This window comes from Bradyrhizobium retamae, assembly GCF_001440415.1.
Lineage (GTDB): Bacteria > Pseudomonadota > Alphaproteobacteria > Rhizobiales > Xanthobacteraceae > Bradyrhizobium > Bradyrhizobium retamae.
Genome location: NZ_LLYA01000223.1, coordinates 1 through 13,268, shown reverse-complemented (window position 1 = coordinate 13,268; position 13,268 = coordinate 1). Strand labels below are relative to the sequence as shown.

At 63.8% G+C, this 13,268-nt stretch carries 8 protein-coding genes; 4 read left to right on the top strand and 4 right to left on the bottom strand.

Going from position 1 to position 13,268, the window contains the following annotated elements:
* Positions 1-360: 360 nt before the first annotated feature.
* From CQ13_RS38545 to CQ13_RS38535, 3 genes are all read right to left on the bottom strand, one after another.
* Positions 361-1,173 (bottom strand): DUF1236 domain-containing protein, encoded by an 813-nt coding sequence (locus CQ13_RS38545; protein WP_063800247.1) that lies wholly within the window; start codon positions 1,171-1,173, stop codon positions 361-363.
* 191 nt (positions 1,174-1,364) lie between these two features.
* Entirely contained in the window at positions 1,365-2,132 is a 768-nt protein-coding gene (locus CQ13_RS38540; RefSeq protein WP_057847976.1) for a DsbA family protein, read from the bottom strand.
* 165 nt (positions 2,133-2,297) lie between these two features.
* A complete protein-coding gene (locus tag CQ13_RS38535; RefSeq protein WP_057847975.1) occupies positions 2,298-3,698 on the bottom strand; it encodes a M48 family metalloprotease in 1,401 nt (466 codons plus the stop codon).
* Between the two features lie 228 nt (positions 3,699-3,926).
* On the opposite strand from CQ13_RS38535, the gene CQ13_RS38530 reads away from it, so the two are divergent.
* Both CQ13_RS38530 and CQ13_RS38525 read left to right on the top strand, forming a co-directional pair.
* Positions 3,927-5,114, top strand: coding sequence for a pyridoxal phosphate-dependent aminotransferase (locus CQ13_RS38530; protein ID WP_057847974.1), 1,188 nt, complete (start codon positions 3,927-3,929; stop codon positions 5,112-5,114).
* Positions 5,115-5,186: 72 nt separating this feature from the next.
* Positions 5,187-5,789 carry a biotin transporter BioY gene (locus CQ13_RS38525; protein ID WP_057847973.1) on the top strand — a complete coding sequence of 201 codons (603 nt, stop codon included), beginning with the start codon at positions 5,187-5,189 and terminating at the stop codon, positions 5,787-5,789.
* Positions 5,790-5,858: 69 nt separating this feature from the next.
* Here the strand turns inward: CQ13_RS38525 and CQ13_RS38520 are convergent, their stop codons facing one another.
* Complete coding sequence (locus CQ13_RS38520; protein WP_057847978.1) at positions 5,859-8,966, bottom strand: Rne/Rng family ribonuclease; 3,108 nt, start codon at positions 8,964-8,966, stop codon at positions 5,859-5,861.
* A gap of 722 nt (positions 8,967-9,688) precedes the next feature.
* Here CQ13_RS38520 and CQ13_RS38515 point away from each other — a divergent pair.
* On the top strand, positions 9,689-11,017 hold the full coding sequence (locus CQ13_RS38515; protein WP_057847972.1) for an N-acetylmuramoyl-L-alanine amidase: 1,329 nt from the start codon (positions 9,689-9,691) through the stop codon (positions 11,015-11,017).
* A 240-nt stretch (positions 11,018-11,257) separates the two neighbouring features.
* On the top strand, positions 11,258-13,268 hold a 2,011-nt coding region (locus CQ13_RS38510), incomplete at its 3' end, for a penicillin-binding protein 1A (protein WP_057847971.1).

Here is a 13,268-nt window from a genome sequence, read left to right as displayed (position 1 = left end):
CGTCGCGGGGTTATAGGTAACAACGCGCCGAAGGGGAAGCCTTTAGGCTGCTCTTGAGCCTTTCAAGGGGCCTTACCCTGTTCATAAAAAGGCCGATATAAGCTGCTGAATTTATTCATTAACCAATGCGGCTGAATCGATTGCCCGGCCGCCCGCCCGCCGATTGTCCAACCGTCATTCGTCGCCAAGGCGTTCCCCGGGGCCGAAAGCGATTGAACGATGCTGCCCATGGTGGAGCGGCGCCATGATAGGTCAATCAGGTTGTGGCTATCGTTTCACACTGCTGCCGCCTGGTCATGCCCTTGATCAGCGAAAAGGGCGGGCATTGCTGCCCGCCCTGGTCCTTGCGAAAGGCCGCTGTTAGGCGTCCAGGACCGCCACGATCTCGTAGGTGTTCGGATCGACGATCACGATCTGCTCCTTGACGAGGATGTACTTATACCTGCGCCATTCCGGATAGATCGTCACAACGCGCTCCGGCAGCGTGTGGAAGGTCACGTCGCGCGGTATGCGGGTGCCGACCGAAACCGAGAAGTTCACGTTCGTCACCGGCTGAACGCGTGTCTCCTTGATCGCGGTGGTGATCTGCGTGCGCTGCTCGGTCGAGAGCTTGGCGCCCGCGCCGGCCTGACCTGTTGTGGTCGTTTCGCCCGCGGCTCCGCCCTGGGTCTGGGTCTGCGTGCGGTCGCGGTCCTGCTGGCCTTGGACCTTCTGGTCACGCTGCATTTGGTCACGGCCCTGGGTCGTAGTCTTCTGGTCACGATCACGCTGGGTCGTGCCCTGATCACGCTGCATCTTTTCTGGGCCGGTGCCTTGGCCGGTCGTCTGGCCCTTGTCGCCCTTCATAGTGCCGCGGTCCTCTTTGCCCTCGGCCTTCATGTCCTTGCCGCCCTTGCGGTCTTCGCTGCGTTGGGCCTTTTCACCGCCCATCGACTTCTGTTCGGACTCTGCGCCCTTCATGCCGGTCGCGCCGCCGGGTTCGCGCTGCTGCGTAGTGCCGGCACCGCCGCGCTCAGAAGAAGCACCGCCCCGCTCAGTAGGCGCGCTCTGCTGCGCCGCAGAACCGGCCGACCCTGCGTCGCCGCGTCCCATGCCGGTGCCTTGCGCATTCGCAAAGCCGGTTCCGGCGATCAGGGCCGCTGCCGCGACCGTCATCAGAAAGCGATTACTCATCGAATGTCTCCTCACGTTTCTGCATTGCCCGCGCCAACAACGAAAGGAATTGCATGATGTTCCGGATAGTTGGCGGTTCCGCCGTCTTTGTTTTGTGAACGCGGGATGAACCGCTGCGCCACATGGTGCCGCAACGAAAAAGGCCGGCTGTCGAGCCGGCCTTTCACTTCATGCGCGAAGCAAGCGTGGCCTCAGCAGGTCGCCTTGCCGCAGCGGGCGTTGCTGATCTTTTCGCGTAAGGCCTCGACGCCGACCGCGCCTATCACGACCTGCTTGCCGATCACGTAGCTCGGCGTGCCGTTCATGCCCATGGCCTCGGCGAGCTTGAAGTTTTCCTCGAGCGTGCTGCGCACCTCCGCGCTGTTCAGATCCTTCTCCAGCTTCGCCATGTCGAGGCCGACTTCCTTGGCAACGGCCATCGCGCGTGCCTTGTCGGCGGCGCCGCGGCCGGTGAGCAGCTTCTGATGGAAGTCGAGATATTTCTTGCCAGTCGGATCCTGCATCCGCACGGCGACGCCGACCTGAGCGGCTTCGACCGAGCCCGCGCTCAGCACCGGAAATTCCTTGAGCACGACCTTGAGCTTCGGGTCGCTCTTCATCAGCTCCATCATGTCCAGCATCGCGCGTTTGCAATAGCCGCAATTGTAATCGAAGAACTCGACGAAGGTGACGTCGCCGTCCTTGTTGCCGACCGTAACGTTGCGCGGCGAGTTGAAGATCGCGTCCGCGTTCTTGGCGACGCCGGCTTCGTGCTTGGCGGTTTCGGCTGCGGCCTGGCGCTTGCTGAGTTCGGTCATCACCTCTTCGAGCACCTCGGGATGCGCGATCAGGTAATTGCGGACGATGGCCTCGATGTCGCCGCGCTGGGTGTCGGTAAAACTCTGCGCGGAGGCGGACAGCGGCGCGCCGCAGAGCGCCAAAGCGAACAGTGCGGGGATGAGAAGACGGAACGAGGGCATCGGTAAATCCTTATGCGGCGAGTTCCCGGCAATTCTGCTGAAGGCCGGCTCCGAGAATATCTTGGATCGGGTTGGCCAAATCCTTGATAGCGAAGTCCTTGATACCAAGTCCTTGATGGCCAAGTTTGGTGACCAAGTCCGATTATAGCCGAATGCGGCCTAATTCTAGTTGCCCTTCTGGCCGGGCAGCGGCCTGGTGTTCACGATGTCGTCAGCCTTGACCCATCCCGGCGTCCCGACCGCGAAGCGTGTTTTTGCCCGTGAGGCGAGATCGCGCGCCGTCTTGCTGTCGCCGCGCAGGTAGGCGGCCTGGGCCGACGCCAGATCGGCCTGCGCATAATCTCCTTTTCGGCCATAGGCCATCGCAAGCTGCATATAGCCGATCGGCGCCTCGCTCTCGCGCGCTACTGCCGCGCGCAGGATGGCAATCGCCTCGTCGGTGTAGGCGTTGTTGCCGGTTGCCACGAGGGCTTGCCCAAGCAGCATCTCGATGAGTGGCGAGTTGTTGGAAAGCGCTACGGCCTTGCGAAGCGGCCCGATCGCCTCCTGCGGCTTGCCGCCCTCCAGCAGCGCCTGGCCGCGCACCTCGTGGAAATAGGGATTGTTGGGCTGCTGCTGAATCAGCGCGTCGATCTGCGCGAGCGCGCTGCGCAGGTCGCCGTGCCGATAAGTCGCGATCGCATGGGCGTAGCGCGCAGGCAGGCTGTTGTTGGACAATGGATAGCGCCGGTACACAGTATCCTGCCGCTCCATGAAGGCCGAGATCTTGGCGCGCACCATGTCGTGGCGTAGCTGCAGGGCAGGGTCGTCCTTTTTATCCCAGTAAGGACTCGACCGTGCCAGGTCTTCCAGCGCGGCGACGCGCTGGGCCGGCATCGGATGCGACTGAACGTAAGGGTCTGAGCCGCGCGCGGCGAACAGGCTTTCGTCGGTGAAGCGTTTGAAGGTCTCGTACATGCCCCTGGCGGACTGGCCTGTGGCGGTCAGAAACTTGACGCCGGCCTTGTCGGCGTTCTCCTCTTGCTGACGTACATAGGAGAGCAGGTTACGGCGGATCATTTCTCCCGGCGCGGAAAACATCGCCGCGCCGGCGTTGGCCAACCCGCTATTGCTGCCGCCTTGCGCGCCCGCGACCATCGCGCCGGCGCCAAGCAGCATGGCGATGATCATCTGCGTCTGGGCCCGCGCCATCTCCTCGCGCATCTTGGCGAGATGGCCGCCAGCAAGATGGCCGGTTTCGTGCGCCATCACGCCGATGATCTGATTCGGTGTCTCCGACTGCATGATCGCGCCGTAGTTCACGAAGATGCGTCGACCGTCGGCAACGAAGGCGTTGAAGACGCCTTGGTTGATGATCACCATCTGGATATTTTGTTTTTCCAGACCGGCGGCGCGCAGGATCGGCCGCGTATATTCGCGCAGCAATTGTTCCGTCTCGGTATCGCGGAGCACGGGTGGGCCCCTGTTCTGCGCCAGCGCAGCCATCGGCGCGACGGCAAGGGCGATTGCAGTCGTCAACGTGGTCATCTTCAGTGATTTCTTGCGTGGGGCGATGCGGAGCAGCATGAACAGTCTTTGGCGATTGGCGGTGCATCCGGATTTGCCCGGACGCCGGTTCGGTTTCCAATTAGATCAGAAACGGGTCCCAGTTTGTTGTTTCAATGCGTTTCTTCACCGAGCCGGTATCACTTCGCTTGAAAACGCTATAACAAGCCACCGAATACGGCCAGTGTGGGGCGCTTACCGGCTCGGGAACCCGAATTCGGAACGGCGCCCGTGCAATAGCAGAGATCGATGCTGGAATCGACACTTAGAGACCGCGCGACAGCGCTGCTGACCCCCTCGGCGCGGAGCGATGTTCCGCCCTTCATGGTGATGGACGTGATGGCGGCCGCGGCCCGCATCGAGGCGGCCGGCGGCCATGTCATTCACATGGAAGTGGGGCAACCGGCGGCGCCCGCGCCCAGAACCGCGATCGCGGCCGCGCACGCAGCGCTCGGTGAGGCGCGGATCGACTACACCTCCGCGCTCGGCATGCCCACGCTGCGTGCGCGGATCGCCAGGCATTACCGCGACATTTACGGCTGCGTGGTCGATACCGACCACATCGTGATCACGACCGGCTCGTCCGGTGGATTCATTCTGGCGTTCCTGTCGATGTTCGAACCGGGGGATCGCGTGGCGGTCACGGTGCCGGGTTATCCGCCCTACCGGCATATTCTGACCGCGCTCGGTTGCGAGCCGGTGCTGATCGAGACCTCGAGCGCGACGCGCCATGCGCTGACGGGAGAGGCGTTGCTGGCGGCGCACCGCAAGGCGCCGCTGAAGGGCGTGCTGGTCGGCAGCCCCGCCAATCCGACGGGAACGATGATGTCGCGCGAAGCGCTCACCGGCCTGATCAACGCGGCAGAAGGTGCTGGCATCCGCTTCATTTCCGACGAGATCTATCATGGGCTCGACTATGCGTTTCCGGCGGTGACGGCGGCGGAGCTTTCGCCGCATGCGCTCGTGATCAACTCCTTCTCGAAATATTTCTGCATGACCGGCTGGCGGGTCGGCTGGATGGTGGTGCCAGAGTCTCTGGTGCGCCCGATCGAGCGGTTGCAGCAGAACCTGTCGATCTCGGTGCCGACGCTGTCGCAGATCGCGGCCGAAGCGGCATTCGAAGGCCGCGAAGAGATGGAGGCGATCAAGCGCGGCTATCAGGAGAACCGTTGCATCCTGATCGAGGGATTGCCGAAGGCCGGTCTCACCAAATTCCTGCCGGCCGATGGCGCGTTCTATCTCTACGCCGACGTTTCGGATTTCACGTCAGACAGTTTCGAATTTGCCGGCCGCATGCTGGAGAAAGCGCATGTGGCGGCGACGCCGGGCGTCGATTTTGATCCGATCCACGGCCGCAGCTTCATTCGCTTCTCCTATGCGCGCTCGGCCGACGAGATGCGCGAAGCGGTGGCGCGCATCGCGCGTTGGCTGCGATAATACCTCCAGCCTGTCACAAATCTCATCTCATCCATACCAATAACCAACCGGGAGCTATCCGTGTCCAGAACCATGACTGAAACCGTCGCGCCATCGCATTTCCCGCTCGCCGCGCTGCTATGGCCGCATCGCGCCGATGGATCGTCGGGCCTGTTGCGCAGCGTGATCCTGGTTGCGCTGGGAACGGCGCTGCTGACCTTATCGGCGAAGGTCAATCTGCCGTTGCCCTACGTGCCGATGACACTGCAGACGCTTGTCGTCTTGGTGATCGGTGCAGCCTATGGCTGGCGGCTCGGCAGCGCTACCCTCGTAGCCTATCTGGCCGAGGGGGCGATCGGATTTCCGGTGTTCGCAGGCCCGGTCGGCGGCCTCGCACCGTTCGTCGGTCCGACGGCCGGATATCTCTTTGGCTTCGTAGCCGCGGCCTTCGTGACGGGATGGTTGAGCGAGCGCGGCTGGGACCGATCGGTGCTCCGGCTATTCGTGGCGATGGCGTTCGGGCACGTTCTCATTCTTGCCGCCGGATTTGGTTGGCTTGCGTTCGGCATGAAACTCGGCGTCGAAAAGGCGTGGCTGGTCGGCATTGGGCCATTCATCGCGGCATCGCTGATCAAGAACGCGCTCGGCGCTGCTCTCGTGCCGGCGGTCCGGCGGATTTTCGATCCGCGCGGTTAAGCCATCGCGTCAGACAACAAAAACCGCCCGGTTTTCGCCGGGCGGTTTTTCTTTTTTAGGTTCGATTCTTTACTCGCCGCTGCCGAAGCGCCGTGACCACCAGCCTGCCTTGCGTGGCGCAGCTTCGCCTGATGAGGAGGGCGCAGGTTCGGCTGGAGTGGGCGCGGGGTGCGCGATCGGCTCTGGCGCGTTCTGGCTGACGGCGGGCGCCGGTTCGGCCGGAGCGCTGGTCAAGAAGCTGACTTTCTCGCGCACGGTCGAGCGCCGCCGCGCCGCGGCGCGCTCGGCCTCTTGCCTGGTTTCCTCAGCGGTTGGCGCCGGCGCACTCGCAACCGGCTCCGGCTGGGCATCGGGTACAGGCTGCATCTCCGCCGGCGGCGAGACCGGTTCCGGCTGGGCGTCGGCCTGCACCAGTGATGGCGCGGGCTCGGACGAGGCGCCCTCGAAATCGGCAACCGCACTGGTCGCCTCCGAAGCTGGGGGCGGCCCGAGTTCGTCTGCGATCGACCCGGCAAGACCATCTTCCAGTCCGGTACCGCGCCGGCGGCGTCCGCCGCGACGGCCGCGGCGGCGCGGGCGCCGTTCGCCACTGGCAAGTTGATCGCCACGGCCCGTGCCGGCCTGTTCGTCGCCTTCGTCCTCGTCGGCTTCGCCTTCCTCGGCGATCGCGCCTTCGATGGTCTCGCTTGCGACGCGCATCGCGTCACCGTCCTCGCGCGGGGCACCACCTTCACGCGGCTCGCCACGGCCGCGCCGGCGTCGGCGCCGCTTGCGGCGGTGACCGTCTCCTTCACCTTCGGCCACCGCTGCCTCGGCCCCATCGTCGGTCAGCCCCTCGGTCTCCTCGGTTTCGATCTCGGATTCGGTCTCGATGTCGAACACCTCGTCGTCGTCATAGGCTTCCTCGACCTGCGTCGGGAAGGCGGCAGCCTGCGCTGCCAGCAACGCCTTGGCGGCTTCCAGCGTGTGGACCTGCTCGCCGCGGTCGATGACGTATGATTGCTGGCCGCTCACGGTGGCGTCGGCGACGACGGCGAGCGTGACCTTGAAGGCGTTTTCGAGATCGCGAAGGTGGCCGCGCTTATGGTTGAGCACATAGAGCGCCACGTCGGTGCGGGTGCGCACCACCAGATTGTGGGTCGCGCCCTTCATCAGGATTTCCTCGATGCCGCGCAGCAATTGCAGTGCGACCGAGGAGACCGAGCGCACATGGCCGCTGCCGCCGCATTGCGGACAGGGCTCGGTCGAGCTTTCCAGCACGCTGGCACGGATGCGCTGGCGCGACATTTCCAGAAGACCGAAATGCGAGATGCGTCCGACCTGGATGCGCGCGCGATCCTGCCGCAGGCAGTCGGAGAGCTTGCGCTCGACCGCGCGGTTATTGCGCTTCTCGTCCATGTCGATGAAGTCGATGACGATCAGGCCGGCGAGGTCGCGCAGACGCAACTGCCGCGCCACTTCCTCGGCCGCCTCGAGATTGGTCTTGAGCGCGGTGTCCTCGATGTGATGTTCACGGGTCGAGCGGCCGGAGTTGACGTCAATCGAAACCAGCGCCTCGGTTTGGTTGATGACGATGTAGCCGCCGGAGCGTAGCTGCACAGTCGGCGAGAACATCGCGTCCAACTGGCTCTCGACACCCATCCGTGAGAACAGCGGCTGGCCGTCGCGATACTGCTTCACCGCCCGAACGTTCGAGGGCATCAGCATCTTCATGAAGTCGCGCGCTTCCTGGTATCCGGACTCGCCGGCGACCTGGATCTCGTCGATTTCCTTGTTGTAGAGGTCGCGCAGGGAGCGCTTGATCAGCGAGCCTTCCTCGTAGACGAGGGTAGGGGCCTGCGACTTCAGCGTCATGTCGCGCACGGTCTCCCACATCCGGATCAGATATTCGAAGTCGCGCTTGATCTCGGGCTTGGTCCGCGAGGCGCCGGCGGTGCGCAGGATGATCCCCATGCCCTCGGGCACGTCGAGGTCCTGCACCACTTCCTTCAGCCGCGAACGGTCCTGGGCAGAGGTGATCTTGCGGCTGATGCCGCCGCCGCGGGCGGTGTTGGGCATCAGGACGGCATAGCGGCCGGCCAGCGAGAGGTAGGTCGTCAACGCCGCGCCCTTGTTGCCGCGCTCTTCCTTGACGACCTGAACCAGCATCACCTGGCGGCGCTTGATGACTTCCTGAATCTTGTACTGGCGGCGTGGCCGGAACGGGCGCTCCGGAACTTCCTCCAGCACGTCGTCGCCACCGACGGACTCGACGACGTCCTCTTCGGCGTCCTCGCCATCGTCCTCATCGTCATGGCCGTCGTCGGCTTCCAGAGCCGCGGCGGGTTCATCGGGAGGGGGAGTATAATCACCGACGTGCTCGACGTGCGGCACGTCGTCGGCATGGGCGGCGTTTTCCCGCGCGCGCTCCTCGTCATGACGGTCGTCATGGCCGTCCTCGGCCTGCATTTCGGCAGCTTCGACCGAAGCAGGGGCAGGCGCATCGGACTGCAGCTCCGCGACCGGAGCTTCGCTCGCGGCGCGCGCCTGTTCGGGCTCGTCGTGATCGAGTGCGGGGCGGTCGCCATCATGCGCCCGCTCGTCACCATGCGCCTCATGGTCGTGCGCATCACGATCGTGAGAAGCCGCTTCGGCGTGATGTTCAGCGTCGTGTGCCGGGGTATCGCCGGCCTGCACGGCCTCAGGCTCGTGCAGATGTTCTTGAAAATCCTGATCTTGAAAACTTTCCTGGCTCTCATAGGGCTGGGCGGCCTGCGACGGATCCTCGCTGGTACCCTCGACCACGTCGCTCTGGACGCGGTCGCCATGGCCGCGGCGGCGCGCATTGCGGTGGCGCGAGCGGCGGCGATGGCTGGAGCGGCTCTCGCTCTCTTCCTCGGCCTCGCGATGGGCGCGCTCGTCGGCCTCGATCAGCGCCTGACGGTCGGCGACCGGGATCTGGTAGTAATCCGGGTGGATTTCGCTGAACGCCAGGAAGCCATGGCGGTTGCCGCCATATTCGATGAACGCCGCCTGCAGCGACGGTTCTACGCGCGTAACTTTAGCGAGATAGATATTGCCGCGGAGCTGCTTGCGCTGGGCGGTCTCGAAATCAAACTCTTCGACGCGGTTGCCGCGAACCACAACGACCCGGGTCTCTTCCGGGTGGGTGGCGTCGATCAACATCTTGTTGGGCATTTTGGAACTCTTGACGGCGGCGGGCGCGGTGCATGGCGCGCGCAAATTGCGCGGCCCGGTGACGCGACGGTCCACCTGATTCGGGGGTGAGGGGAAGGCCAAAACGCACTTCTTGGCGCCGCGCCGAACGGGGGCCCACCAGAGCGATGCGACGCGCGAAGCTTCCGCCTCGCGTCGTTGCGATCGTTCTGTGGATCTTGGTCGGCAACACAGTCTGGCGCATCAAGCGTCGGCCCGTCTGAACATGTTGGCGGAAAGGGATACCGCCGTATTTATCGCTGAAGGCCCGGTTCGGCGCCTAAACGCCCGCCGGCCATCGCATATCGGACCGTTAGGGTCCGCATAATCAGTTTTGCCGTGTCTTAAACCGCCCCTGGAAAAGTACCTGGGACCGGACGCCGCTCGGGCTCGAAACCGCCGCTCCGTGTCAGCCGCGCGCGGCGCTGGCTGTGGAGGGATCGGGAAAGACGCAGGTTCCTCCGGGCTTCGGAGGTTCCGGCGCTGCACCGGGAGGCTGAACGCGACACAACCGGGAGTATTAGCCGTCAGCACCTCGTACATACGTGGATCGGGGGCTCCGTGCAAGGGAAGCGCAAGGGAACCCGCCGCCGAGCGTCGCTGCACGGCAACACTGCTGCTTTTTCGGTGATCAAACGTTAAGGCCCAATTAACCCTGCGGTTCTAATGCGGTAAGGGAAGGCTCCTCCGGAGGCACCGAATCGTTGGCGAGCCGCGCAAATCACCTTGTTTTGCTGGGATGTGGGCTTTTGTGCACCGCAGCATTGCTGTGCACCCAGATGATTGGCTCCTGCGCGGCCCAGGGAGGAGCTTCTCAACAGCCGGCTTCTGTCGCCGCCGTCCCCGGCCCGGCGGCCGTATCGAATTTCCCGATCGCGTCCGATGCCCGGCTGGCTGGCGATGCCAGGCAGACCCGTTTCATCCTCGATCTGGACAAGCCGGTTCAGTTTCGCGCCTTTGCGCTGGCGGACCCTTATCGCGTGGTCGTCGATCTTCCCCAGGTCAGCTTCAATCTTCCCGCCGGGATCGGAGCCGGGGGGCGGGGGCTGGTCAAGGCGTTCCGTTACGGTCTCGTCATGCCGGGCGGATCACGGATCGTGTTCGACCTGACGGGGCCGACCAAGATCGCCAAATCCTATGTACTGGAAGCGGCCAACGGCCAACCGCCGCGGCTGGTGCTCGAATTCGAACAGGTAGACCGCACCGCCTTTGTCCAGTCGCTGCCGCCGGAAAGCCGTCCCGAACTGCGGCCCGCGATTGCCGAGGCGAACGCCGCCGCCCAACCGGATTCGTCAATCGCCCAGCCGCCGCAAGCAGCCGACAAGCGGCCGGTGATCGTGATCGATCCCGGTCATGGCGGTGTCGACAACGGTACCCAGGCCGGCGGCGGCGATATCATGGAAAAGAACTTGGTGCTGACCTTCGGCCTGGCGCTGCGCGACAGGATTGAGAAATCGGGCAAGTATCGCGTCGTCATGACCCGGACGGACGACACTTTCATACCGCTTGGCGACCGTGTGAAGGTCGCGCGCAACGAGGCCGCGGCACTGTTCGTCTCGATCCATGCCGACGCTTTGCCGCGCGGCGAGGGCGACGCCCATGGCGCCACCATCTACACGCTTTCCGATAAGGCCTCCGACTCCGAGGCCGAGCGGCTGGCCGATACCGAAAATAAGTCGGACGCGATTGGCGGGGTAAACCTCGTCGACGAGCCGACCGAAGTCGCCGACATCCTGATCGACCTGGTGCAGCGGGAGACCAAAACCTTTTCAAACCGGTTTGCACGGATCCTGATGAGTGAAATGAAGAACAGCGTGCGGATGCACAAGCATCCGTTGAAATCGGCCGGTTTCCGGGTTCTGAAGGCCCCGGACGTGCCGTCGGTGCTGGTCGAGCTCGGTTACGTCTCGAACAAGGGCGACCTCGAGCTTCTGGTGTCGGAAAACTGGCGGAACAAGACGGTCGGCGCGATGGCGCAGGCAATTGATGCGTTTCTGGCCAAACGGCTGGCAACTGCCGGACCGGCCAAGTGAAAAGCCCGGTACGCGTGACGTAAGGGTGGATTGAAAAGGGCGCCGCCCGATGGACCAAGCCCTAGTTTGGCCACAGCGGCAACGGTATAGAAAACAGACTGCTGGTCTTTGGAATCGGTCAATATTGTCCCGCCGGACCTTTTATTGTTCGACCGCGTAGCGGCAACCCGTCCGGCGGGATTGCCGTGTCTGGATAGGCGCCGCGGATGACGGCGTACAGGTTGGAACGGAACTTCGATAATGCGCTTGCTGGTCCGGTTTTTGGGTTTCCTGTTTGCGGCCGGCACCGTGGTGTTCCTGGTCGGCGTGGCCGGCGTCGCGGGCGCGATCTGGCATTTCTCCAAGGACCTGCCCGACTATTCGCAGCTTCAGGATTACGAGCCGCCGGTGATGACGCGCGTGCACGCGTCTGACGGTGCGCTGCTCGGCGAATATTCCAAGGAGCGCCGGCTCTATCTGCCGATTCAGGCGGTGCCAAAACTCGTCATCAACGCGTTCCTCGCGGCCGAGGACAAGAATTTTTACGAGCATGGCGGCATCGACTTCACCGGCATGGCGCGCGCGGCCGTGCTCTATGCGCAGAATTTCGGCTCCAACAAGCGTCCGCAGGGCGCGTCGACGATCACCCAGCAGGTCGCAAAAAACTTCCTCCTGACCAACGAGGTCTCCTTCACCCGCAAGATCAAGGAAGCCTTGCTGGCGATGCGCATCGAGCGCGCCTACTCCAAGGACCGCATCCTCGAGCTCTACCTCAATGAGATCTATCTCGGCCTCGGCGCCTACGGCATCGCGGCGGCATCGCTGGTCTATTTTGACAAATCGGTGAACGAGCTCACCATCGCGGAAGCCTCTTATCTGGCGGCGTTGCCGAAGGCGCCTGCGGCGTTGCATCCGGTGCGTAACCGCGATCGTGCGGTCGAGCGGCGCAACTACGTGGTCGATCGTCTGGTAGAAAACGGCTGGATCAAGCAGGCCGATGCCGACAAAGCCCGCAAGGAGCAGCTCAACGTCACCACCAGCCGCGGCAACGGCGCGCATACCTTCGCCGGCGAATATTTCGCCGAGGAAGTCCGGCGCGACATCTTCGAGCGTTACGGCGAAAAGAAACTCTATGAAGGCGGGCTCTCGGTTCGCGCCACGCTCGATCCCAAGATGCAGGTGATGGCGCGCAAGACCATGGTCGCCGGTCTCGTCAGATATGACGAAGCCAGCGGCTGGCGCGGCGCGCCCTCCAAACTTGATATTTCCGGCGATTGGGGCGTGAAACTCGCCGATGTCAAATCGCTCTCTGATATCTCGCCCTGGCGTATGGCCGTGGTGCTGGAGACGTCCGACCAGTCGGCGCGGATCGGTTTCCAACCGGGCCGCGAACTCGGTGGCGCCGTCAGCAAGCAACGGCAGACCGGCATCATCACGCTCGATGGCGTGCGCTGGGCGAAGGCGGCCTCGGGACCTGCCAAGGGCAGGACGCCGAGTTCGGTAGCTCAGGTGCTGTCGCCGGGCGACGTGATCTATGCCGACCCGCTGTTCGACAAGGAAGGCAAGCCGGTCGAGGGCCAATACCGGCTGCGCCAGTTGCCGGAAGTGTCCGGCGCGTTGGTCGCCATGGATCCGTGGACCGGCCGCGTGCTGGCGATGGTGGGCGGCTTCTCGTTCGACCAGAGCCAGTTCAACCGCGCGACGCAAGCCTATCGACAGCCGGGTTCGTCGTTCAAACCGCTGGTCTATTCGGCGGCAATGGACAACGGCTATACGCCGTCGACCGTCGTGGTCGACGCGCCCATTGAAATCGACCAAGGGCAGGGCGCCGGCGTGTGGCGCCCGGAGAACTATTCGTCCGGCAAATACGGCGGGCCAACGACGCTGCGCAACGCGCTCCGGCAATCTTTAAATACGGTGACCGTGCGGCTCGCGCAGGACATCGGCATGCCCTTGATCGGCGAATATTCGCGGCGTTTCGGCGTCTATGACGAATTGCCGAATTACCTGTCCTATGCGCTCGGCGCGGGTGAAACCACGGTCATGCGCATGGTCACGGCCTATTCCATGTTCGCCAATGGCGGCCGCCGTGTGAAGCCGACCCTGATCGACCGTATCCAGGACCGCTACGGCCGCACCATCTTCAAGCATGACGCCCGCGAATGCCGCGGCTGCGACGCACCCGGCGGCTGGAAGAACCAGGCCGAGCCGCAACTGGTGGATCGCCGCGAGCAGGTGCTGGATCCTATGACGGCCTACCAGATCACCTCGA

Excerpts from the sequence above, each read along its gene's own strand:
- CQ13_RS38540 (WP_057847976.1), bottom strand. The coding sequence starts at position 2,132 with ATGCCCTCGTTCCGTCTTCTCATCCCCGCACTGTTCGCTTTGGCGCTC.
- CQ13_RS38530 (WP_057847974.1), top strand. The coding sequence starts at position 3,927 with ATGCTGGAATCGACACTTAGAGACCGCGCGACAGCGCTGCTGACCCCC.
- CQ13_RS38535 (WP_057847975.1), bottom strand. The coding sequence starts at position 3,698 with ATGCTGCTCCGCATCGCCCCACGCAAGAAATCACTGAAGATGACCACG.
- CQ13_RS38520 (WP_057847978.1), bottom strand. The coding sequence starts at position 8,966 with ATGCCCAACAAGATGTTGATCGACGCCACCCACCCGGAAGAGACCCGG.
- CQ13_RS38525 (WP_057847973.1), top strand. The coding sequence starts at position 5,187 with ATGACTGAAACCGTCGCGCCATCGCATTTCCCGCTCGCCGCGCTGCTA.
- CQ13_RS38545 (WP_063800247.1), bottom strand. The coding sequence starts at position 1,173 with ATGAGTAATCGCTTTCTGATGACGGTCGCGGCAGCGGCCCTGATCGCC.